We start from the raw sequence: 23,564 nt of genomic DNA, 5'->3' as shown, positions 1-23,564 counted from the left end.
TCCTTTATATACCACTATTATTTTATCAAAAAAAGGGGCGAATTCCTAATTGACTTCTTTTATCGCGTCATTGAGATGAGGGAAGTATCGCTAGTCGTTTGATGCTTCGTCCACGTGGCCGTTTAGATTACTAAATTATCCACAGTATTCAAACTTTATTCTCTAAGTAACAAAAAAAGCTGACTTTATGTTTTAGTCAGCCAAAAGTTGTTTCTCTGCTATATATCTCACTGCAATTAGCGTGGTATCGTCCATTCTAATTTTATCACTTGTCTGTTCGTATGCTTTTGTAATACATCGAACATCTTTATTCATAAAAAAGTGCTGCGATAATTCTTTATCCAATACGCCATCAGAAAAAATGACAAAAGTCATCCCAGGTTCAAGCTTTTGTGTCATGACTTTAAACGGCCGATGGTACCCAGCCAAATAACCCGCATTTGGGATATTTCGCTTTTTTTTTCTATCCGTTGTAATCGACATAATACCTATATTACCTATGGAGGAAAACGCAGATATCTTCGTACGATAGTCCATCCTTAAAATTCCAAGTACAACCCCACGTTTTCCCATTAACCTAGCATTACATATTTTAACTAATTCCTCCACTGTCGCTCCAATATTGTCTCGGATAATATTGATAACAATTTGTGAAGATTCCTTTGCAAATTCACCACTACCTAAACCATCTGCTAACGCACAAACAAATTCATTTTCCGTTTCTGTATAAAAATAACTATCGCCACAAAGATAATTACCTTTTTTAGCTTTCTGAAAAACAGATACTTCTACTTTACTGTTCCCGTTCAATCGAAAACCTCCGTTTTATCGGACTGTATTGCTTCGCGAAGCTTTCTCAAAGAACGCCTTTGAAGTCTGGAAACATGCATTTGGGAAATTCCCAATAATTCACCTGTTTCTTTCTGGCTCATATTTTTAAAATACGTACATTCTAGTATCTGTTGTTCGCGTTCTGACAAGATAGGGAAAATTTTCTCAATCAACATTTTTTGATCAATATTGTTGTATCCTGCTTCGTCATTTCCTACTAAATCTAATATAGCTACAGAGCTACCATCTGAATCTGCTTCAATCTTACGGTCAACAGATAATGCTTTATAACTTTTACTCATTTCCATCGTTTCCAGTATTTCCTCTTCAGACGCATCCAAATATTCCGCGATTTCATGTACAGTTGGAGACTTCTGATTCATTGTTGTTAATTCATCTACTGCTTTTTTTATTTTCGGTCCCAATTCTTTTATACGACGAGGTACATGAACGCTCCATGTCTTATCACGAATAAATCGTTTGATTTCACCAATGATTGTTGGGATTGCAAAGGATTCAAATGACTTGCCAAACGTTGGATCATATCTTCTGACAGCAGCCAACAACCCAATCATCCCTACTTGCACCAAATCTTCATGAATTGCACTATTCTTGGAATATTTCCTAGCAATGGAGCTTACCAAATCCTTATAAGTCAGCACAATTTTCTCTTGAATTTCCTCATCTTTTGGCTCTTTTTGGAGATGTTCAATCCATTGGTATACCTCGTCTCTTCCTCTATTGTGTGGTTGAGACTTGGTCGCCATCAAAATCCACCTCTTTTTCGCTAAGGTACTTTTTCATTAGTACAATGACACCGTAATTATTATTGATCTGCACTTCATCCATTAAAGCCTCAATTAAAAATAATCCAAACCCACCTTCTCTAAGGTTCTCAATGGGTTCGTCCCGTTCATATGGTCCTATTTCGTCTCTTACCTTCTGCATATTGAAGCTATTGCCACGATCCGCAATCATAATTTCCAAATGGTCATCATAGATTCCAAAACCAATCGTTATCTCACCTTGGCCTGTATCGTTATAAGCATGTGTAACTGCATTCGTTATCGCTTCTGAAACTGCAACTTTTAAATCTTCAATATCCTCATAAGAAAAACCCATTCTATTTGCAATCCCAGACATTGTCAAACGAACAACACCCACATACTCCGCTTCCGCAGGGATCTTTAACTCGACAAAATCAAATCTTTCCATCACTCATTTCCACCTCGAATCGCCGCTCTAATCGTAATCACTTCATCCAATCCTGTAATCTTAAAAATACGAAGTACACGGTCTTGTAAATTTAATAATGTTAACGTGCTATTATTTTCTTTCGTAGACTTTAAGGCACTAACAAAAACTCCTAGTCCCGTACTATCCATATACGTAACATTCTCCAAATTAACTTCTACTTTATTCTTTTCCTTTTTCGTTAAGGGAAGTAAAGATTCCTTTAATTTTGGAGCGGTATAAGCATCTATTTCACCCGATACATTCAAAACAGACTTTTCATTTTCCTCAACTACATTAACTGTTAAATTCATGGTTTACCTCCCATACGTCTATCACTATGTAGTACATTCATGCCTCTATTCGACATTGATCATCTGATAGAACTGCCATTTTTTCTTCATAACTCTTGTATTACCCGTTATTTTAAAAAGCTAAACCTTTTTTCGCAGAATAAGTAATGTAAAGTCATCTCTCAACTGGAAATCCTGTAACCGCTCAAAATGCTTGTACACATTATCTACCATTTCTTGAGCTGGTAAATAGGCGTATTTTCTAATGATGCTGAGTACCTCCTGACTTTCAATAAACCTTTCTCCATCTCGGCACTCTGTTACACCATCAGTCAATAGAATAATCATATCATTTTTTTCAATCACTAATTCGTACTCACTGTATTCCGAATCCGGGGATACGCCTAAAACAAGCCCTTTTGCATCTATTTCTTTAAACGTATCATTTTTTGCATTATAATAATAGCCCGGTTCATGCCCGGCTGAGGAATAACGAAGCTTTTGTTCTGAAGGCAAGTATTGAGCATAGCACATCGTTATAAACATGCTGGGGTCAACATTTCTTTCTACAACCCGGTTCAAATTTTTTAATATCGATTTTGGACTCATTGATTCCTCTGGATAACTATCCATCGCGTATTTTATCATCGACATACATAAGGCTGCCGGGATACCTTTTCCGATGACATCTGCAATTGCGATTCCTAATGAACCGTCTTTACCTTTTATAAAATGGTGATAATCTCCATTCATTTGATGAGCGGGAACACTGACTATCCCAATATCTAATCCCTCAATAGACGGCTTCGTTGTTCCTAAAAGTGTTTCTTGCATGCTTGCTGCAACAGAAATTTCGGATTCAAGTACATGCTTTTCTTCCCGAAGCATTTGAATTTCTTGCATTGCAAGTCCATAAGAAATCATCGCTTCTAGTAAAAAATTCATTGAATGTTTGTAATCCTTATTAAGCTTTGTCGACACTTCCTCCATCGCATCAATATGAAGGTTGACAATTTCTTCTGGTAATATATTCTCTTTAATAAAAGCTTTCGTGACCTTCTCAACACCATACAAAGCTCGCTCATCTTGTGTATCTACATAGTTCTTTAATAACTCTTTGTACGTTGAAGCGTGTAGTTTAATAAGCTCTTCCATCTCGATTCCCCCTAAAAGCCAAATAACAGGAAGTATTTTTTTATTTACAGAGGTTGTCCAAAAAGTCCGGTGAAAATGACACATCGTAGGAGACCTTCTGCTAAAACCGCCCACGTCCAGTGGGCAACGTAGAAGTCAGCACATCCTGTGCAAGCCCGTTCTCACGTATTAATTGCATACGTTCCGGTACTTAAAGTGTCACCGCCTCGAACTTCTCGGTCCTTTTCATCCTCCTTTTTAAACACGCACTTATAAGAAAGGTGTTTATTAGCCTAGCTAACAAACACCGCCCCCTTAATTAACGAATCCATTTTGTCGCTATTATTTTTGTTCCCTCTCCTACTTCTGAACGAATATCGAATTCATCCATTAGCCGCTTAACACCTGGAAGTCCTGCGCCAAGCCCACCGGAAGTTGTAAAGCCATCTTGCATAACCTGACCAATATCAGCGATTCCAGGTCCTGAATCAATTGCCATCATGCATAACCCTCGGCGCTCGATTGAGTCGATTATTTCAAAGCAAACTTGCCCTTGTTCGGCATATAAGTATATATTTCGAGCTAATTCTGATACCGCAGTTGCAATTCTTGCCTGATCGACTGTACCAAATCCAAGGTTTTTAGCCATTTCACGACCAAGCTGTCTCGCACCAACGATATCCCACTCTTTATGAATGTTAACACAGGACTGTGGTTCCATTATTATACCCCCAGTTCCTGTTGCAGCTTAATGAGCCCCTGTTCAAGATCCAATGCTGTAGGTACATTTTTTAAATGAATACCTAAGTCAATTAGTGTCATCGCTACAGCAGGTTGAATTCCAGTTAAAACTACTTTTGCCCCCATTAAATCTGACATTGAAACTACGTCACCTAATACTTTTGCAATAAATGAATCAATGATTTCAACAGATGTTAAATCAATAACAACACCTGACGCACCACTTTTATGAATTTTATCTAATAAATCCTCTTGAAATTGTATTGCTGTCTGATCATCTATTTCCGTCTGAATCGAGATCAATAAATAATTGTGTAGTTTCAGAATCGGAATTCGCATTCATCTCACTCTCCTCGTAAAGAATCCATCATTTTCTCAATGTTATTTTCTTTTACATTCAGGTCTGTTACATGTCTACCAGTAATCGCTAGGGCCGTTGAGAATCCCTTCTTTAAGGAGCTTTTCGTCGGGAAATTACTTAAATCGATTCCTAAGTTCACAATAGTTTGCGCTATTTCTGGACGAATCCCCACAAGGATGCATGTTGAGCCAATCAACCTTACAGCTTCAGCAGCTTGTATGATATGATGAGCTACCATTGTATCAACAACTGGAACCCCAGTAATATCAATTAAAACAACCTCTGAATTATGCTTTATAGCTCCTTCTAACAGGTTTTCCATTATTAATTTTGCACGCTCAGTATCAATCGTTCCAATTAACGGCATAATTGTAATACCTTCCATAACTGGAATAAGTGGTGCAGATAACTCTTGTAACGCTACTCGTTGCAAGGAAACAATGTGTTCCCAGCTTCCAGAGTATTCATTCACTAATTCACGTATCAATGGTTCTACCCACTCATTAACACTCGATGATAGTTCAGTGAAAAAGTTAGAATCTACTACTTCCGATTGCGTTATTAAATATTCAGTAGATACTCTCCTAAATATTTGCAAACCGTCTGTAATATAACTTAATGGCCATCCGAGGTTAATAATTTTTTCAGAGAAATCCTCCACCGCTTTCGTGGAGCCTTCATTTCGAATGCTGGTAAAAATAACATTAACAAACTCACGGTTTGTGCTTTCATATAGTTCGTCTGATATTGTCGCAGTATAGTTGCTATCCTTAAGTGATTCGATTTCCTCCATCCATTTTTGTACAATTGAATCACTATTCTCAATCAGTAACCTTTTGAATTCCATCATCTTCCCTCCGTAATCAACTGGTAATGTCACGAATATTGTTACACGTTCATATTAAAAGTGCAAATCAAAATAGTACGGATACATCTATAAACTATCATCTATTTTAACATACAAATAATCCTTCAAAAAGTTTTACATAACGCCATTTCCCTCCGTCTGACACGCTTTCTTAGCATTTGATTCGAAATACCTATATTTCCTTGGTAATAAATCCCTGGTTATAATTGGCTAACGACACAAAAAATACCCTTTCTCAGTTAGATAAGGGCATCATTAGTTATTGCTATAAATGTCTTTCAGTCCAAGACTAATTTCTAAAGCTTGGTTTATTTTTGTCATCATTTCATTATCTAATTTTGTTATTTTATCCGTTAAGCGCTGCTTATCCAACGTTCTGATCTGTTCTAGTAGTATTACCGAGTTGCGGTCAAATCCGTACCGCTTTGCATCGATTTCTACATGCGTAGGCAACTTCGCCTTTTGAATTTGTGCAGTAATTGCTGCAACAATCACCGTGGGACTAAAACGGTTTCCAATATCATTTTGAAGGATCAATACAGGGCGTACGCCTCCCTGCTCTGATCCTACTACAGGGGATAAGTCAGCGAAATATACCTCGCCTCTTTGAACGATCAAATTATTACACCCCGATCACAGAGCGCTCAAGGGTGTTTTCAGCCTCCTCTTCGGCTTGAAAGGCTTCTGAAGCTATCGTTAAATTAATTCGACCCATTTCTTCATATCCACGTTGCATGTTTTCGTGAAATCGCTGAATATGCTCCTCTTTCTTGTGGTTTAGATAATTTTGTGTTGCTTTACATATAAAATCGCTTAAATCGCTATTTTCATATTTCATTAATCCATCCACCTCATTCAATAGGTTCTTTGGTAACTTAACTAATATCTCCTGCAAGCTTTCCGACAAAACCATACACCTCCGACAACTGTTAAACGATCGATAAAATTCTATTTAATAATAGCATTGAATTCGGCCGATTGCAAAGGGTTCTGGAGTTTTTATAAAAAAAATCCGTATATTTGTCGTTTAATATCTGTTTAGTCGGGAATATAAAAGTGGTTTGACTTAATTTCTCAATAGCACTCCTGTAATATATATGCGACTGAACGTATAACATGCCCGCTTTTTAAATTTTGACTTTTTGCTTTGAACCACGAGTAAAAAAACAAAAAAGCAGACCCTCCTCTTTTATGAGCCTGCCAAATGACTGTCTTGTTGTTATTTTGCTGCTTGCCCTTGAACGGATTGAGCTACTTGAATCATTTCTTCCTGTGTTAATTCATCGCTTGCCAGTTTAAAGTCAACACCATTATAGCTCCACTCTATTGCATTTGAAGAAAGTGCTGCTATCGCATGACCTAAATTCACAATTTCTCCTTGCACTTCCTGTGGAGTTGCTGAAACCGGAGCCGTTTGATTTCGCTCCTCCACTAAGGTAAAATTCTTTTCTCCATCATAAGTCAAAATAACCCTTTTACCATTATCCATGGTAACTTCCCTTTTCTCCAAAACTTCTGAACCTGCAGTATATAAAGGATAGTACACTGCTAATTCTTCCGTTTCAGCATCGTCTCCTTCTGCTTCAGCGGAGGTAGTAGTATCCGCATCCCTGCTACCCATGTTTTTTTCCATTGAAAAATCATCATCTTCAAACGCAGGGTCCATATCAAAGTTAGAAAAGCTCACCTCAACCAATGCGTTGTTATCTTTGTCTAAAACTCTCACCATCGTTGGGACATAGGATTTTTTATCAAAATGGATTTCTTGGAAAGGCAAATTACTATTGCTTTGATAATTTGTTTTTGTCCGGAAAATATAATGCGTGTCAGTTGTCTCAAATTGTGCTTCGGAATCTTTCATCACATCATTTATAAGAGACTGATAAAGATACGGTTGGCTACTATTATCGGGCCACTCTGTTTGGAATTTAAAGCTTTTATCAAGTGCCGGTGTTAAAACAAATACGCCATCATCGTTTTTAAGAATAATTTGACTCTCATTTTGTTCTGAGCCATTTTCCAAAGCTACTCGATAATAATCTCCCTCTTTATACCATACATCTATATTAAACTTCTGCTCTTCTTGTCCGGTGTTCATTGACATTTCTGCAACTGCTTTATATCCCGACATATCTTCTACATTTTTTTGTAATTGTGCAACAACATCTTCTTGCGATTTCTCCCCACAAGCAGCTAATACAATTATTAATAAGGCTAAAATACAAGCCATCCGATACGAAAATAACTTTTTCATCGACATATCTCCCTTGTCTCAATTAACAAAGGGAACAACGTCACACACGTTTACAAGGAAATGCACGATATACTTTCGAAATACCATCGATAACATCTGTGGCCATCAAATCATAATACGTTTGCTTCTCTTCGATCTGTATGTCTGCAGACTTTCCATGAATAAAACAGGCATTGCACAATGCATCAAATAATTCTTGCTGCTGCATCATCATGGCAAGTGAAATTCCGGTTAACACATCACCGGTTCCTCCTTTTGCAAGACCTGGATTTCCACTAGATTCCACAGCCTGTCTACCTTCTGGCGATGTAATGATGGTATGCTTTCCTTTCAAAATAATATAAACTCTATTAGCTTTTGCAAAATCACGCGTGTAATGAAAAGGTGCTGATAAAAGATCAGAAATTGAAATACCCAAAAGCATAGCCATTTCACCTGGATGTGGTGTTATAATCGTTGGCTCGCTTCGTTGTTTCAACATTTCAAGCTGGTATTTTAGGTGATAAAGTCCATCTGCATCAATAAGTAGTGGGCAGGGTGAATTGTTAAGGAGTTCTGCAACTACATGCCTGGTTTCCTCTCTTCTCCCTAATCCAATCCCAACTGCAATTGCATCATAATTACTTATAGGTGATGCAGTACAACCTGTAATATAGCCATCTTTTTCAGGCAATATCATATACGTTGCTTCCGGACACATCGCAGCAATCATAGAAATGACTTTTTCGGTTGTTCCAGCCGCTACCAAGCCAGCACCTGCTTTTAAAGCGGCCTTCGTAGCCATCGCAAGCGAACCTGGCATTTCTGAACAACCTCCAATAATAAGCCCTTTACCATGACTTCCTTTATGGGCATGTACATTACGGGAAGGGATTGTTTTTCCGAAATCCTCCTCTGCCCATTGTCTCTTTGCAGTATTGTTCTGGAATACGAAATTCGGTATACCAATTGGTACGATTTCCCACTGCCCATAAAAATCTGCTGTATCAACCATGAAGGAACTTTCTTTTGCTGCAGCGATGACAAACGTATAATCCGCCTGGATAGAAGTAATTTCTCCTATTCCTTCATCAGCTGGTAAGCCAGATGGAATATCAACGGATATAACACAAGCTTTTGAATGATTAATAATGCGAACAATCTCTTGGATAGGCTCCCTCAATACTCCTTTTACGCCAATACCAATTATTGCATCAATTACAACGTGTACACGTTCCACCTTTTCACGTATTAAATCAAGATCCGTGAGGTAGCTAACCTCTCCTCCGCATTGAATAAATACACGTTTATGAAAGAGAGCATCACCTGTAATTTTGTCATCCGGAGCGACCTGTACAACTTGGACTAAATAACCTTTATCAAGCAATACCCTTGCAATAACAAAACCATCTCCGCCATTATTACCCGCGCCAATAAAAATGCAGACAGGCTCTGTTTCTCTTATCAGCTTTATGACCCTTTCACTTACTGCTCGTCCTGCATTCTCCATCAGTAATTTTCCTTCAAGTCCAATTTCACTTATCGTGTAATCGTCAATATCGTACATTTCCTTTGCGGTGACAATATACAATTCGTTCCCTCCTACCCGCAGTAAAATATATGAGACAAACCTGCTAATTATGCAATGTATCCGAAGTTCATTTCTCTTCTATTACTACTTGAGCCGCTGCGTAATCCCTACTATGCGTGATGGAAAGGAATATAGTTATATCCTCCTCGTACCCCTTCACAGCAATAGATGGAGCACCAAATTCATCGTTCATTACAACCATGTCCTGAAAGCTCAAACGCCCAATTCCGGTACCAACCGCTTTAGCAAAAGCCTCCTTTGCCGCAAACCTGCCCGCAATATACTCCACGCGACGTTTTGGTGATGTAAGTTGTTGATATATTTTTTTTTCACTTTCAGTTAAGATCCGATCGACAAACCTATTATTTCGTTCCATACTAGCTTGGATCCTATCTAATTCAATTAAATCCATTCCGATTCCTTTAATCATTATTAATCCTTACCCTTTCTTCTATAAATTCAATAGTATTTCAACGCATGTTAGATTGGTCATATTAAATGAAATTACGTATTATTATAGTAATAGTAACTTATCTACTCCACTTTCGCACGACTAAAAATAAAGTTCATTGATTTACACTTAGAATGTTTCTTTCTTAACAGACTTGGTAAAGATAAAGATTGTTATTTACACAAAAGGTATAAAATGCGGCGGCGTGATTTACAATGATGGATTGTACGTATACCCGCTACGGAATTACACTTCGCTTTCCGCGGGTGACCCGTGAGCCTCCTTGAACTCCGTTCTTCAGAGTCTCACTCTGGTCACGTATCCCGCAGGAGTCTACGTGTATTTCCTCCGCTAGTATTGCTTCACGAACTTCTAATAGTGGAATCCACGAGAAAAATGTCGTTGCTGTCACCAGTCCGGGTGAGCGTAGGGCGATGACTCCTGCGGGAACAGCACGTGTCTGAAGACTCGTAGGAAGTGGTTTTCTTCCGGAGAGGCTGAAGCCGTGCCCGCGGAAAGCTTCCGCCCGAAGCGAGCCCGGACGGTCGGCGCTACTCAAACTTTTCTAACAGAAAATAATTTACGTGACATTGATTTTACTTCAAAAGCGATGTTAATATGCAAAAAAATAATCCAATATGCAGGGGGACCTACATTGTTTATCCGTAACGAAAGAAGTTTAAAAGAGTTTTTTCAATCTTATCCAGTTGTTTCTACACTAATTACTATTCATCTCATCCTATGGATCATAATTAATTTACTTCAGCTGCCAATCGGCAGAGAGATTTATCAATGGGGAGTCGGAAGTAATTTCATGATCTACCTTGGTGATTATTGGAGATTTGTTACACCAATATTTTTGCATGGGGATTTAATGCATGCTTTATTCAATTCATTTTCACTTGCATTATTTGGCCCTGCCTTAGAGCAAATGCTCGGTAAAGTTAAATTTCTTCTTGCATACCTCGGAGCAGGTATTATCGGTAACATTGCTACTTATATGTTCGAAGACCTAAATTATTTTCATCTTGGTGCTTCTGGAGCTGTATTTGGTTTATTCGGGATATACGCCTTTATGGTTTCATTTCGAAAACATCTTATTGATCAAGGAAGTTCTCAAATCGTAATGACGATTTTAATTATCGGGTTGGCGATGACCTTCCTACGAAGCAATATTAACATTTATGCACATATCTTTGGATTTATTGGCGGCTTCGCAATCGCTCCTCTTGTCTTAATAAATGTCCAAAGCTATTCACCGTGGAGGCGAAGGAGATACCGCTATGATGACGATGATTCTATCCAGTTTGATCCAAATCGTTGGAATAAGAAAAGAAGGATTCCGTCGCAATTAAAGAAAAATATCATTTGGATTGTTTTAGGAATTCTGGTGTTACTAGGATTATTAAGCAGATTCTAAAAGAAAAAGTTAAGAAGTCGGCCTTAAGGAAAACTTCCCTTTAATGCCGACTTCTTAGATAACGTACTGACTTGTATTTGCTATTCTCGATACGAGTACCAGTCTCCTAACTTATCAACATGCTCCTCTTCCAGCTCCTTGAGTCTATAATGCTTGCCTGTTCCGTTTTTTCCAAGAATCGATAGTTTCATCGTTGCCAGTCCTTCTCTTTTTTGGAACGGATGCTGTTTTTTCTCAAATGCTTGAATACGCTTGTGATAAAGCAACATTGTTTTCCTGCTAAATCCACGAAATCGAATAATAACCCGTTCTGGTTCTACAGAGAAGCCTCCATCCTGATAACGCATAAACCCAAGCAGGAAAGTTACTAACAAGACAATTACTGCAAGCCAACTAAATTGCGGATAAAAGTAGGTTGCCACTATCCCAAGTACTAATATAGATACACATGCACGAATCAAATAGAATTTCATTGCTCGCTTAGGCAAGGGAGTAAAATGCACTGATTCCATCGAGTAACCCGGCAAAAATTCCTGTAAAAACGACTCAATCTCCGTCTTTTTCATAATTGGAAATAAAACCGTAGAAAAGTCTTCACCGCTATCTAATGCCCCCCCTGCAACTTCGACAAATACAGTGACAAATCCAAAAGGCTGCCTGATAACACTTTCAGCTATCCCAACTGCTTGAATTCGTTTAAGCGGAATTGTTATTTGCTTTTTCTCTAACAGCCCTCTTGTTATGAATAACTCATCACCTACCTTGGTAATTGCAAATTTCCCATATTTTATCATTGTCCCAGCAATGCCTAACAGCCAAAATACCAATAATACGACGATCGCTAGTCCAATTATGAATGCAATTGCTAACTCACTTATCCAATCAAATGTCCGATCATAGAAATGCTCTGGAATAAATTGCTCTAGCTCAGAAAAAGCAATAGCTGCAAATGCCATAATGATACCAACACTACCTGATGTTACGCCAGCTAGCAAAAGGCGCTTCGGAGTGATTTCACGTAAAGGATTGACCAACTCCTCTTGCCCTTCTATTTCTATATCTGGATGCGATTCCTTTCTACCCTTAAGTGCATTTCGAAGCTTTTCACCATCAGAGAGCTTTATAGCATTCAGCGATGCTTCTGCACTCTTTCCGCTTCCAGCTGTTTCTATTTGCAGCTTAACCAGTTTAAACATACGGTGAATAATACCTGCTGTTAAGTCAATGGACTGGATTCGGTTTATTGAGATATAGCGCTTTTTTCGTATTAGAACGCCATATTCAATTCTTAACTCTCCAGCTTCCAGTCGATACGTAAATCGATACCAGGATAAAACACTTAAAAGTATTCCTAATAATGAAAAAATAGCTAGTAAAAGGATAAAGTAGAACCGATCAAACGTAATAAAACCAAATACAATTAAAAATATCCCTTCCCGTGCCGTCTTGATACAATTAAATAGGATGGATACTGGATGCAGCCGATAAGACGGGCCATTAGACATCATCTTCGTCCACCCTTGCTAATGCTGAGATACGATCACGAAGTGCTGACGCATCTTCTTCACGCAAAGCAGGAATTTCATGTGTTGTAGCTGCTGTTGATATTGTTACACTAGCAAGCTGATATTTTTTTAGAAATGGTCCTTGCTTTGTATCAACATGCTGTACACGAATCATCGGCACTAACGTACGTGACATTATTAAAATACCATGCTGTATGTATATTTCTTGCTCAAATAATTCATAGCGCCACTTTCTAAATCGTAATTTAGGAAGGATAAAAACAGTAAAAATAGTGGATAAAATACTAATCATCACAAGTACAATTCCAATCCAATATGGCCAGTCAAATAGATAGATTATAATAGCAACTGCAATCGTAATTAACCATAACAAGCCTTCATAGAAAACGCCTGTTAATTTCCAAGCTTTTATCGCATCGGGGGCAATTGTATTCATTGGTGGCTCTCTCATACAACCTCATTCTCCTCTCTTTTCTTTCTTATGGTACTTACGTTTTAGGCAAATTAAAGTTTCAATATTGCTGCATTCGTACTCAAATATATTATATTCAACAGATTGAGCACAACAAAAAAAGCCCCAATAGGGGCTTTTTCGTTTAACTATTTATCGCGGTTTCTGCGCTGGAAATTGCCTTTACGACCTCTTCCCCCACCTTGGCCACGTCCTCCGCCACCATCTCTACGTTGACCATAGAAACGTTTATTGTTGGAACGACGGTTGTTGTCTTTAGAACGTTGTGCTTTTTTCACGCTGATTGGTGCAACAGACGAGATTTTAACAGGAGCATCTCTGCGCTCTTTTGTTAATAAGCTTAGTGCTGCTGCAATAACAGATACTGAATCATTATCTTCTAGTAAATCATTCGCTGCTGCATGATAAGATTTTAGATCTTTTTTCTCAATTGTTTTCACGATCTTATCGATTGTTACTTGCTGTTGTCCTCGCAATGCATCTTGGTTTGTTGGCGGCACAAGACGTTTCATTTTACTTTTCGTCGTTTTTTCAATTAATTGTAAATGCGCCATTTCCCGTGGTGTAATGAAGGATATTGCTTCTCCAGTACGTCCAGCTCTACCAGTACGTCCAATTCGGTGTACATAGCTTTCTGGGTCCTGTGGAATATCAAAGTTGTATACATGTGTAACTCCAGAGATATCAAGTCCGCGCGCCGCTACATCTGTAGCAACAAGTACATCAACACGGCCGCCTTTAAATTTATTTAATACAGACATACGTTTACCTTGGGTTAAATCACCATGGATTCCCTCAGCACGGTAGCCTCTTGCTTGTAATCCTTCTGTAATTTCATCCACACGTTTTTTCGTTCTGCCGAATACAATCGCAAGTTCTGGAGAGTGGATATCCAAATGGTTATTCAGTGTATCAAATTTAAATTTCTCAGGAATTTCAATGAAATACTGCTCAATGTTTTCAACAGTCATTTCTTTCGCTTTTACTTTAACTTCTTTTGGTGATTTCATTAACGTTGTAGCGATATTGCGAATCTCTTTTGGCATTGTTGCTGAGAATAACAATGTTTGACGATCTTCAGGAATACTTTTTAGAATTTCACGAATATCATCAATGAATCCCATGTTCAGCATTTCATCTGCTTCATCCAATACAGCCGTTTGTACAGCATCCGTACGAATTGTTCTTCTGCGCATATGATCCATTAATCTTCCTGGAGTTGCTACAACAATCTGTGGACCATCTTTTAAAGCGCGGATTTGTCGATCCATATGCTGCCCACCGAAAATTGCAAGTGCACGAATACCTGTGAACTTCGCTAAACGGTTTAATTCTTCTGCAACTTGAATTGCAAGCTCACGTGTTGGCGCAACGACCAAACCTTGAACCTTTCTTAATTTCGAATCAATTTTATCAATCATTGGAATACCGAATGCAGCTGTTTTACCTGTACCTGTTTGTGCTTGTCCGATTACATCGTTACCTTCCAATGCAAATGGAATTGTCTCTGCTTGAATTGGTGTAGCTTCCTCAAACCCCATTTTTTCTAAAGCTTTCATAATTGAGGCTGATACACCTAGTTCATTAAATTTTGTCACCTAATAGTCGACTCCTTTTTTTGTGAAAATTTATTCGCAAAAGAGGCCCTGAATTTTTTCTCATACTTTATTCTTTAAATAATCTTCCCGCCTGACATGCAGATAAACCGTCTTTGACGTAACAATCTCACATTTTCATTCCACCACTCCGCCTGCAGAATGAAACGTGGATAATATGCTGAATCGTAAGTAAAAAACAATACCAGCTATTTATAGGGAATATAAGACCTAAACTCGTATCATTATATTTTATTCATATTAAAGTACAAAAAAGGCTTCACCTAACGTGGTAAGAGGCCTCGAAACTAATGCTTCAACTATCATACCACACATGATGCATTTATATCTACTTCACACCAAATGATTTTTTTCATTTCCCATGTTAAAATTGAAAGTACGGCTTCACTTCGTATTCTAATAAAAAACTATAGTTTATAAAAATGGATAATTTGGGAATTAGAATGGAACAGTGTAATATTCTGTTTTATCCTTGCTTACCCTATAAACCACATTTCCTCTTTTTTTAAAATACATGGCTAACTTTAAATTGATTGGCCAAATGAACTTGCAAAGGATGTTTTTTATGCGACTTCCTCCATTCAACCCATATGCAGCAGTTGCTATTGGTGTCCTGGCTGTTTCTACCTCAGCTGTACTAGTAAAGCTTGCAAATAGCGCCCCTGCTGGTATTATCGCAAATTATAGATTGCTGTTTGCTGTACTTATCATGTTACCAATTGTTTTATCGAAATATAGATATGAATTTCGGCTTATCTCTAAGAAAAATTGGTTATTTTCTATTTTGGCGGGAATCTTTTTAGCACTTCACTTTATTCTTTGGTTTGAATCGTTGAATTATACCTCAGTAGCAAGCTCAGTCGTTCTTGTAACGATGCAGCCGATTTTCGCATTTCTTGGGACATATTTACTTTTTCAAGAAAGATTTTCCTACGGTGCGGTTATAAGTTTGATAATCGCTCTCTTTGGAAGTTTCATTATTGGATGGGGAGATTTTCAACTAGGCGGAATGGCATTGTTCGGAGATATACTTGCACTCTTAGGTGCAATCGCAGTAACTGTTTATTTCCTATTTGGTCAAAGCGCAAGACAACACCTATCCCTTATCACCTATACCTTTATTGTTTATGCCATTAGCTCCATCGTGTTAATTCTTTATAATATCGTGCTGGGGAATTCCTTTTTTGGGTATCCACAGGACCATTGGTGGGCATTCATTGCTTTGGCGATTATCCCTACATTCTTTGGGCATAGCTTATTCAATTGGGCATTAAAGTGGGTAAGTACCTCTACCATTTCGATGGGGATTGTGCTTGAGCCTATCGGGGCGACTATTCTTGCATATCTTGTCTTAAACGAGACAATTACATGGTCACAATTTCTCGGTGGTACCATTGTTATAGTTGGACTGTTTTTATTCATCGTAAGCACGTCCAGAAAAACAAAGGTTACGATAGCAACGAAAAACAACCAGTAACTAGGAAAGTATTGCATTGTCGGATATCGTTCGGAATTCAACCATACCTATTCCGCAAAATGCTGATATACTAAAACTTATTAATAATAAAGCGGGTGAATTTATGACGATTCAACTAATGACAGACGGTGGCGCTGATATTCCTGGGCGCTTACATGATTCTTTAAATATTAAAGTTGTTCCATTGTACTTACACTTTAGTGATGGTCACTATAAAAGCGGGATAACATTAGATATAGCAGGTTATTATCAAAAGGTTAAAGATTTAAAGGAACTTCCCCGCTCTGCCGCTCCAAGTCCAAATGACTTTTATGAAGCATATAAAGCAGTGGATCCGGCGAAGCCAATTATTATGTTGAGTCTTTCCAAGGAGCTTAGCAGTACGTATGATCATGCACTGCTTGGAAAAGAAATGCTTCTTGAAGAAGAACCGGAAAGAAAAATTGAAGTAATCAATACAAAAACTGCTTCTTGTGGTATCGCACTATTGCTTCATGAAGCAAAGGTTAAACTAAGCGAAGGATATTCCTATGAACAACTAGCGAAGCACCTTCAGAAACGTGTCGAGCAAACGACAACTCTATTTATTTTAAAAACGTTAGAAAACCTCGTACTAGGGGGACGACTCGATAAAGTGAAAGGTAAAATTGCTAAAACATTAAACATTAAATTGTTAATGCGTGCAAGCAGTGAGGGCTCAATTGAAGTGACAGAGAAAATCCGTGGTGATAAAAAATCGATCCGGCGATTTGTTGATCAAATCGGAGAATATACAAAGCATGTAGAAGACAAACTTATTTCTATGACACATTGTAATGACATCGAACGAGCTACGGATGTGTTAGCAAATATACGTAATAAGTATAATTTCAAGGATGCTTATTTAACAGAAACTGGACCTCTTATTTCCACATATGGTGGAGAAGGAGCACTTGTAATTGCCTTTTTTAGAGATTAATAAAAGCCTACCCCCTAACGTCTTTAGGGAGTAGGCTTTTGTTCTCGCATAGAAAACTATAAAATTTGATTGCAGTGGATAACTTAGTTGCCAATCAGCCACGTCTAGCTCCAGCGCCCAACGACTAGCGAGACCGCCCTCATCTCCGTACGTCGCTAACCGGGCGCTTCCTCTTTTTGTTCTGTTTTCTCTACTAGAAAGTCATAAACCATACCATTTAACGTGTCCTTATCATCTCCAAGGCATATCAAATGTCTGGATCGTTCAAAAAAAACAACTTCCTTTTCTTCCGAGTGGATTTCTTTATCTAAATAATAGCCTGTTTTATAAGGCACCATTCCATCCTGCTGTCCATGTGCAATAAGTACCGGTGAATCAACCTTATCTAGATAACGGCGCGTAAACCGAACAAGCTTCATGAATTCAAGATTGGCTTTAAAAGGAACAGTTCCTATTTTTTCTTTATAATGCTGGTAAAGTTTATTTTCCCCTAAACTTCCTCTTACCCCATCAACAATAACTTCCGCTATGTCTAATCCGATCTGTCTAAAATTTAAATATTTCCCAGATGTCGCTAATAGGACGAGCTTATCAATTTTATATTTAGCCGCCAAATAAGCAGCAATCATTCCACCCATGGAAAAACCAATTACATAAATTTCTTCATACTTACTTTGCAGTTTTTCCAGCTCTGTTTCTGCAGCCATTATCCATTTTTTATAAGAAACATCTTCTAAGTTTAGTTCTTTTCCATGTCCTGGTAATGTTGGAACCTCAATATGCCAGTCTGTATTTTCCTTTAGAAAATCAGCCAATGGATTAACCTCGTAAGGACCGCCAGTATATCCATGTATTATTAAACATCCAATCATATGCTGCTCTCCTTTGGTCACTCTCCCACCCTTATCTATATCTTATTCAATTTTTTCATATTCTATTTGTTTTTGCTTCCTTTTTGCTCACATTTCATTCCCTTTTACTCCATAATTATCCACTTATCGCGCAACCTCTTACCTTATATTCTTAATTAGAGAACTGAATTGCTGTACAATTGGAGAAACTTGATGGTACGTGCTTGCAATCTGTCCTACAGTGGATATAATTTTGTCAAAATCAAGCTGCCCATTTCCATTTTGGAAATAGGACATCGGATTTGCTGCAGACTGTCCTGGATTACCATTTATGTTTTGCATAAAATTAGGATCATGATTGGCATTTGGATTCATATTAGGATTACTTCCAGAATCCGCAAATTCCGCATTCGTTTGGACCTGATTAGTCCACTGACTTGGTAGCTCAGGCTTTGCAAAAAAGTCATATGGAGTTTGATGCTGTTCCGCTCCGCTCCAGTTCTGATTCGAATAGGATGTGTGATATGGGTACAGATTATGATTAACTGGAGGGGAATAATGTGGTTGATTGTAAGGTCGATAGTGCATTCGTACACACCTCTTTTTCGTTTTCCTATTTACAATAATTTATGCTCGATTGTGAAAAAGTGTGTAGATGACATGGCCAGCTATTCTCTAAAACCGTTTGATTTTTGATCCAAATTCGGAATTATCATCACTTATACCTAATTCATTTTTGATTTTACTTTCTTGATATCCAAGGATAGGGTCGTTCTCATCAATAAATGTAGCTGGAGTTCCATAGACCCCCATCCCCTGAAGTTCCTCCATATTCGCGTGATCAGCTGTTATACTTTTCTTTTCATAGGAGATATTATATTTATCCAGCAATGATAGCACCTTATCGCACTTCAAATTATTGTCACTAATATATACCGTAACATGTGAATAACGCATTAATGATTCCTCCTGAAAATTTGCCTAAAACAAGTATTTACCATACTACTTTTATACCCAGTGACGGCTTCCAATAAACCAAAACATTTGCGAAATTTAACAATCATATTACTAGAAAACGTTGCTTCACAACATGCTTGTAATTGCATTTTAGTAAGGAAAAAGGTTATTTCAAATATAAAAAGAATCTCTTAATCAGATGACTAATTGAGATTCATTGTTCAAGTACAGTATCAAATTTTCTTAACTGTGGTTCCCAGCTTCTTTAACAACTCTATTGCAGTGTCTTTTTCCTCATCATTTAAACCATTCATAATCGTTTTAAGTTTCTCCCAATGTGCCGGAAAAATACTGTTTAATAATTCTCTGCCTTGATCACTTATACTTGCATATGTTACACGTCTATCATTAGGACTGGCCTCTCGAACGAGATACCCCTTTTTCTCAAGCTTATTAACGATATATGTTATACTGCCACTCGTCATTAGAATCTTATCCCCAATTTTTTGCATTGGTTGTTTTCCTCGATGAAAAAGCAGCTCTAATACAGCAAAATCCGTTAAGTTCAAACCTTTTGATTTAATATCCATTTCAGCTTGTTCTATAATAGCTCGATATGCCTTTGCTAATACAACAAAAAGCTTCAGTGAAGAATCTTGTTTCTTCACTATTAATGTTTCCTCTGTCAAGACAGTCCCCTTCTCTCGTTATCTTAATTATCTACTCACACAGTATCTATATTACATACAACTTTTTCATTCAGTTGATGTCCTCTATTTCTTATCGGCTCTATCTATACGAACTTTAGCCCATTAATGTTTCAAAACAATAATTAAAAGTCTGAACTTTCACCACACTTAATTGCTTACATTTTAATGAATTAATATTTCGAAAATATAGGACTAAAGCTTTGTAAATAATGTGTAAAATTCCAAAATATGACTAGCTTTTTATATAAGAATACTATTTAATAGAAATGTAACACAATTTTTACAATACATAGGAGGGTCTACATGAAAAAACTTTATAGCTTGTTGCTTGTTCTCGCATTAGCACTAGTATTAGCAGCCTGCGGCGGGTCAGACGATTCAGATTCAGGTGAAGAATCTTCGAACAGCAACGGTGATGATTCAGCAAGCAGTGAAGGTATGATTCCAGATACATTGGTTATGGGATTTGTACCATCACAGGACTCAGATACCATTGCTAATACAGTTGAACCATTAGCAGAGCGTTTAGGTGAAGAATTAGGGATTGAAGTTCAAGGCGAAGTTATGACGAACTATAACGCTTTAGTTGAAGCAATGGGAGCGAACCAAGTACACATTGGCTTTATTCCTGCGTTCGGTTATGTTCTAGCTAACGAGCAATATGATGTTGAAGTTATTCTAAAATCCATTCGCTACGGATCAGGTACGTATAAAGCACAATATGTAGTTCATACAGATTCTGGAATTGAGAGTCTTGAAGATTTAGAAGGAAAAATTTGGGCATACGCTGATCAAGGGTCTACATCTGGATACCTATTCCCTGCCAATCAATTAATGGAAGAATTCGGTTATGATACTGCAACTGAATTAGAAAGTGATTTCTTCAGTGCTACAGTCCAAAGTGGTGGCCATGATAATGCTGCAATTGCAGTGTTAGAAGGTGATGCAGACGTTGCAACTACATTTGACGATGTACGTACTGAGCTTGAGGAAGAATATCCAACTGTAATGGAAGATTTAACTATTATTGATTATACAGATGAAATACCAAATGACACAATTTCCGTGACAAAAGATTTGGACGCAGAATTTGTGCAAAAAATTAAAGACACATTCTTATCATTTAACGATGATCCAGAAATGATTGAAATTATGAACGAAGTATACAACTGGGATGAAATTGACGAAGCAACGGACGAAGAATATCAGGTTGTAAAAGATACGTACCAAAAATTCAAAGATAATATTGAACTTTAAGCTAGAGGAAGGGGGGAGTTGCAGCTCCTCCTTTTTTCACATTTTCATAATACTTTTATTTTAAAATCTAGTATACTAGCAATAAGCTTGTACAAGCTTCACTTTATTTATATTGGAGGAAATACATACGATGATCGAATTTAAAGACGTTGGCCTTGTGTACCCAAACGGTACAGAGGGATTAAAAAAGATTAACGTTACAATTAACGATGGTGAGTTTGTTGTTATTGTAGGTTTATCTGGAGCCGGTAAGTCCACGTTTATCCGCAGCATTAACCGTTTGGTTACACCAACATCTGGTTCCCTTCTCGTTGATAACGAGGACATCCTGAAGTACCGCGGTTCTGATATGAGAAAACTCCGTACAAAAACAGGGATGATTTTCCAAAACTACAATTTAGTTAAGCGTTCGAATGTACTTAAAAATGTGCTAGCTGGCCGCCTTGGTCATACAAGTACATTACGATCTATTTTCAATTTGCATAAAAAAGAAGATGTTGGCTTAGCATACGAAAGCCTTCAGCGTGTAAATATTGCAGAGAAAATTTACAATCGAGCCGATGAGTTAAGTGGTGGTCAGCAACAGCGTGTCAGCATTGCCAGAGTACTTACTCAACAACCAAAGTACATTTTAGCAGATGAGCCTGTTGCATCACTCGATCCACCAACATCCCATCAAGTCATGACCTATTTAAAGAAAATCAATAAAGAAGATAATATTACAACAATTGTTAACCTGCACTTTATTGATATGGCAATGGAATATGCTGATCGAATTATTGGAATGCGGGCAGGAGAGGTTGTATTTGACGGGCCTGTTTCTGAAGTTTCAGAAAGCACATTCGAGGAAATTTATGGACGTTCGATACGTGAGGATGACTTGCGTGGGGGGGCAGACGAATCGTGACAAACGAAAACAATTCTGTGACTACCAAAAAAGTACCATCCATCTATCCAGCTAAAACAAAAATACAAGTAACCGTTATATTTTTTGTTGTGCTTGGTATCTATTTATTTAGCATGACTTGGACCCAGCAGCAAATGGTCGGTGGTTTTAGCGGTGCATTTCAAAATGTATTTCAAGTTATTGAAAAGTTTTTCCCGCCAAATACAGCCGTCATATCAGCTATTTGGGGACCAATGGTAGAAACCATTCAAATGGCAATTATTGCTACAACCGTTGCCGCAATTCTTACGGTTCCACTCGCTCTTTTAGCGGCACAAAATGTTACGACATTTAAGCCATTATATTACATTACTCGAACATTTTTAAATTTATTGCGGACGATACCTGATTTAGTATTGGCTGTTATCTTTGTTGGTCTATTTGGAATTGGGTTATTTCCTGGAATTTTAGCCCTTATCATTTTCTCATTAGGGATATTAGCAAAGTTAATAAGTGAGACAATTGAATCGGTGGACATGAATCCATTGGAAGCAATGCGAGCATCTGGCGGGAACGTATTACAGGTTATTTGGTATGCATTAATTCCGCAAGTGCTGCCACAGTTTACTTCATTAGTGCTTTACGTTTTTGAAATTAATATTCGTGCTTCTGTTGTACTGGGATTAGTTGGTGCAGGTGGGATTGGTTTAATATTAAACCAGCAACTGGGCTTTTATAATTACCCAAATGCCATGATGATTATTATTCTTATCTTTGTAGTTGTCATTGTTATTGAATATATTAGTACGAAAATAAGGGAGGCATTGCTGTAATGAAACATTATTCTTTACCTCCAAAACCAAAAAATTCAGCTTTTAAAAAGATTAGAAATATCGGTATCACAATACTAGTCGTCGCGATGTATGTATGGACATTTCTCAGTATTAATATTGATTGGGGACGTGCCATCGAACGTGCAGCAAATAACTTCTCTCGCGTGATACCAAGATTGTTCAGCCCGGATTGGGCGGCGACTAGTGATGTAGCAATGAGCATGCTCGAAACCGTATTTATTGCATTTGCAGGGTCTTTAATGGCAGCCGTTATTGCTGTTCCATTGGCATTCCTTGCTGCCCGTAATATGATGGGCGGCGTCATTGCTTCAACAATCGGGAAATGGATACTCTCTGCTGTTCGTGCATTTCCAGACATCATTTTAGCGATCCTATTCGTTGTAGCTGTAGGACCAAATGCATTCGCTGGGGTTCTAGCCATTGCAATTGGCTCGACTGGGATGCTAGGAAAGATGTTCTCGGAGATTATTGAATCCATAGATATGAATGTTGTTGAAGCAATGGAAGCAAGTGGTGCGAACAAACTGCAAATTCTATTTTACGGAGTGCTTCCGCAGATTACACCGGAATTCTTGTCCTATGCTATCTATCGATTTGAGGTAGATATTCGAGCCTCTTCCATTCTCGGCATCGTAGGAGCGGGCGGTATAGGTACCATGATTATCTTTGCATCCAGCAACCGAAACTGGAATGAAATGGGTACGATTTTACTTGCGATTATCATTGTCGTCACAATCATCGACTTTGCTTCGGCAAGAATCAGACGTAAAATTGTTTAAGACGTTATAACAATTACGATGTCCCTAAGGTTTCCTTTGGGACATCTTTACTGTAGGAAGGATGT

The 23,564-nt window shown here is 37.9% G+C and carries 27 protein-coding genes; 7 read left to right on the top strand and 20 right to left on the bottom strand.

All coding sequences use genetic code 11. The annotated features are described in order from the left end of the window. Positions 1-192 precede the first annotated feature (192 nt). The 13 genes from MHH64_RS06420 to acpS form a co-directional block, all read right to left on the bottom strand. Positions 193-810: a protein phosphatase 2C domain-containing protein gene (locus tag MHH64_RS06420; protein ID WP_095311902.1), complete on the bottom strand. Its 618-nt coding sequence runs from the start codon at positions 808-810 to the stop codon at positions 193-195. Further along, positions 807-1,598 (bottom strand): RNA polymerase sigma factor SigB, encoded by a 792-nt coding sequence (gene sigB / locus MHH64_RS06415; protein ID WP_095311901.1) that lies wholly within the window; start codon positions 1,596-1,598, stop codon positions 807-809. Before sigB ends, MHH64_RS06420 begins: the two co-directional genes overlap by 4 nt. Next, positions 1,570-2,046, bottom strand: coding sequence for an anti-sigma B factor RsbW (gene rsbW / locus MHH64_RS06410; RefSeq protein ID WP_340002897.1), 477 nt, complete (start codon positions 2,044-2,046; stop codon positions 1,570-1,572). Before rsbW ends, sigB begins: the two co-directional genes overlap by 29 nt. Beyond that, positions 2,046-2,378: an STAS domain-containing protein gene (locus MHH64_RS06405; RefSeq protein WP_095311897.1), complete on the bottom strand. Its 333-nt coding sequence runs from the start codon at positions 2,376-2,378 to the stop codon at positions 2,046-2,048. Before MHH64_RS06405 ends, rsbW begins: the two co-directional genes overlap by 1 nt. A 120-nt stretch (positions 2,379-2,498) precedes the next feature. After that, positions 2,499-3,512 (bottom strand): PP2C family protein-serine/threonine phosphatase, encoded by a 1,014-nt coding sequence (locus tag MHH64_RS06400; protein ID WP_340002896.1) that lies wholly within the window; start codon positions 3,510-3,512, stop codon positions 2,499-2,501. A gap of 298 nt (positions 3,513-3,810) precedes the next feature. Beyond that, positions 3,811-4,212, bottom strand: coding sequence for an anti-sigma regulatory factor (locus MHH64_RS06395; RefSeq protein WP_095311893.1), 402 nt, complete (start codon positions 4,210-4,212; stop codon positions 3,811-3,813). 2 nt (positions 4,213-4,214) lie between these two features. Beyond that, entirely contained in the window at positions 4,215-4,571 is a 357-nt protein-coding gene (locus MHH64_RS06390; RefSeq protein ID WP_095311891.1) for an STAS domain-containing protein, read from the bottom strand. Between the two features lie 5 nt (positions 4,572-4,576). After that, positions 4,577-5,440: an RsbT co-antagonist protein RsbRA gene (locus tag MHH64_RS06385; protein ID WP_240033796.1), complete on the bottom strand. Its 864-nt coding sequence runs from the start codon at positions 5,438-5,440 to the stop codon at positions 4,577-4,579. 276 nt (positions 5,441-5,716) lie between these two features. Beyond that, positions 5,717-6,079 (bottom strand): type II toxin-antitoxin system PemK/MazF family toxin, encoded by a 363-nt coding sequence (locus MHH64_RS06380; RefSeq protein ID WP_095311886.1) that lies wholly within the window; start codon positions 6,077-6,079, stop codon positions 5,717-5,719. Positions 6,080-6,083: 4 nt separating this feature from the next. Beyond that, positions 6,084-6,368, bottom strand: a complete 285-nt coding sequence (locus tag MHH64_RS06375) for an antitoxin (protein ID WP_095311884.1) — start codon at positions 6,366-6,368, stop codon at positions 6,084-6,086. 312 nt (positions 6,369-6,680) lie between these two features. Then, entirely contained in the window at positions 6,681-7,715 is a 1,035-nt protein-coding gene (locus MHH64_RS06370) for an outer membrane lipoprotein carrier protein LolA (RefSeq protein WP_095311882.1), read from the bottom strand. A gap of 40 nt (positions 7,716-7,755) precedes the next feature. Then, on the bottom strand, positions 7,756-9,285 hold the full coding sequence (locus MHH64_RS06365; protein WP_340002895.1) for an NAD(P)H-hydrate dehydratase: 1,530 nt from the start codon (positions 9,283-9,285) through the stop codon (positions 7,756-7,758). A 67-nt stretch (positions 9,286-9,352) separates the two neighbouring features. Further along, positions 9,353-9,715, bottom strand: a complete 363-nt coding sequence (acpS, locus tag MHH64_RS06360; protein ID WP_095311878.1) for a holo-ACP synthase — start codon at positions 9,713-9,715, stop codon at positions 9,353-9,355. Between the two features lie 676 nt (positions 9,716-10,391). On the opposite strand from acpS, the gene MHH64_RS06355 reads away from it, so the two are divergent. Next, on the top strand, positions 10,392-11,156 hold the full coding sequence (locus MHH64_RS06355) for a rhomboid family intramembrane serine protease (protein WP_303449022.1): 765 nt from the start codon (positions 10,392-10,394) through the stop codon (positions 11,154-11,156). Positions 11,157-11,236: 80 nt separating this feature from the next. Here the strand turns inward: MHH64_RS06355 and MHH64_RS06350 are convergent, their stop codons facing one another. From MHH64_RS06350 to MHH64_RS06340, 3 genes are all read right to left on the bottom strand, one after another. Continuing rightward, positions 11,237-12,664, bottom strand: a complete 1,428-nt coding sequence (locus MHH64_RS06350; protein ID WP_339317391.1) for a PH domain-containing protein — start codon at positions 12,662-12,664, stop codon at positions 11,237-11,239. Beyond that, entirely contained in the window at positions 12,654-13,133 is a 480-nt protein-coding gene (locus MHH64_RS06345; protein ID WP_095311871.1) for a PH domain-containing protein, read from the bottom strand. Before MHH64_RS06345 ends, MHH64_RS06350 begins: the two co-directional genes overlap by 11 nt. Before the next feature lie 149 nt (positions 13,134-13,282). After that, positions 13,283-14,752, bottom strand: coding sequence for a DEAD/DEAH box helicase (locus tag MHH64_RS06340; RefSeq protein ID WP_095311868.1), 1,470 nt, complete (start codon positions 14,750-14,752; stop codon positions 13,283-13,285). Positions 14,753-15,335: 583 nt separating this feature from the next. On the opposite strand from MHH64_RS06340, the gene MHH64_RS06335 reads away from it, so the two are divergent. Next, positions 15,336-16,247: a DMT family transporter gene (locus MHH64_RS06335; protein WP_095311866.1), complete on the top strand. Its 912-nt coding sequence runs from the start codon at positions 15,336-15,338 to the stop codon at positions 16,245-16,247. A gap of 103 nt (positions 16,248-16,350) precedes the next feature. After that, positions 16,351-17,205 carry a DegV family protein gene (locus MHH64_RS06330; protein WP_303449144.1) on the top strand — a complete coding sequence of 285 codons (855 nt, stop codon included), beginning with the start codon at positions 16,351-16,353 and terminating at the stop codon, positions 17,203-17,205. A 155-nt stretch (positions 17,206-17,360) separates the two neighbouring features. Here MHH64_RS06330 and MHH64_RS06325 read toward each other — a convergent pair whose 3' ends face one another. The 4 genes from MHH64_RS06325 to MHH64_RS06310 form a co-directional block, all read right to left on the bottom strand. Continuing rightward, complete coding sequence (locus tag MHH64_RS06325; RefSeq protein WP_251660419.1) at positions 17,361-18,077, bottom strand: alpha/beta fold hydrolase; 717 nt, start codon at positions 18,075-18,077, stop codon at positions 17,361-17,363. A 138-nt stretch (positions 18,078-18,215) separates the two neighbouring features. Then, positions 18,216-18,644 carry a YppG family protein gene (locus tag MHH64_RS06320; protein ID WP_095311862.1) on the bottom strand — a complete coding sequence of 143 codons (429 nt, stop codon included), beginning with the start codon at positions 18,642-18,644 and terminating at the stop codon, positions 18,216-18,218. Positions 18,645-18,731: 87 nt separating this feature from the next. After that, positions 18,732-19,013 (bottom strand): glutaredoxin domain-containing protein, encoded by a 282-nt coding sequence (locus MHH64_RS06315; protein WP_095311860.1) that lies wholly within the window; start codon positions 19,011-19,013, stop codon positions 18,732-18,734. 233 nt (positions 19,014-19,246) lie between these two features. Further along, positions 19,247-19,702 carry a MarR family transcriptional regulator gene (locus tag MHH64_RS06310; protein ID WP_251660418.1) on the bottom strand — a complete coding sequence of 152 codons (456 nt, stop codon included), beginning with the start codon at positions 19,700-19,702 and terminating at the stop codon, positions 19,247-19,249. Between the two features lie 324 nt (positions 19,703-20,026). Here MHH64_RS06310 and MHH64_RS06305 point away from each other — a divergent pair, with 324 nt between their 5' ends. From MHH64_RS06305 to phnE (MHH64_RS06290), 4 genes are all read left to right on the top strand, one after another. After that, positions 20,027-20,980 (top strand): phosphate/phosphite/phosphonate ABC transporter substrate-binding protein, encoded by a 954-nt coding sequence (locus tag MHH64_RS06305; RefSeq protein ID WP_095311858.1) that lies wholly within the window; start codon positions 20,027-20,029, stop codon positions 20,978-20,980. 130 nt (positions 20,981-21,110) lie between these two features. Beyond that, positions 21,111-21,887 carry a phosphonate ABC transporter ATP-binding protein gene (gene phnC, locus MHH64_RS06300; protein WP_118889735.1) on the top strand — a complete coding sequence of 259 codons (777 nt, stop codon included), beginning with the start codon at positions 21,111-21,113 and terminating at the stop codon, positions 21,885-21,887. Next, positions 21,884-22,699: a phosphonate ABC transporter, permease protein PhnE gene (gene phnE, locus MHH64_RS06295; protein ID WP_118889736.1), complete on the top strand. Its 816-nt coding sequence runs from the start codon at positions 21,884-21,886 to the stop codon at positions 22,697-22,699. Before phnC ends, phnE (MHH64_RS06295) begins: the two co-directional genes overlap by 4 nt. After that, positions 22,699-23,499, top strand: a complete 801-nt coding sequence (phnE, locus tag MHH64_RS06290; protein WP_095311852.1) for a phosphonate ABC transporter, permease protein PhnE — start codon at positions 22,699-22,701, stop codon at positions 23,497-23,499. The genes phnE (MHH64_RS06295) and phnE (MHH64_RS06290) overlap by 1 nt, the downstream gene beginning before the upstream one ends. The last annotated feature ends 65 nt before the right edge of the window (positions 23,500-23,564 follow it).

The sequence above is a fragment of the Oceanobacillus sp. FSL K6-0127 genome, from assembly GCF_037983385.1.
Taxonomy (GTDB): Bacteria; Bacillota; Bacilli; order Bacillales; family Amphibacillaceae; genus Oceanobacillus; species Oceanobacillus profundus.
Note: the sequence above shows the minus strand (reverse complement) of the source record. Positions and strands in the feature narration are given on the sequence as shown.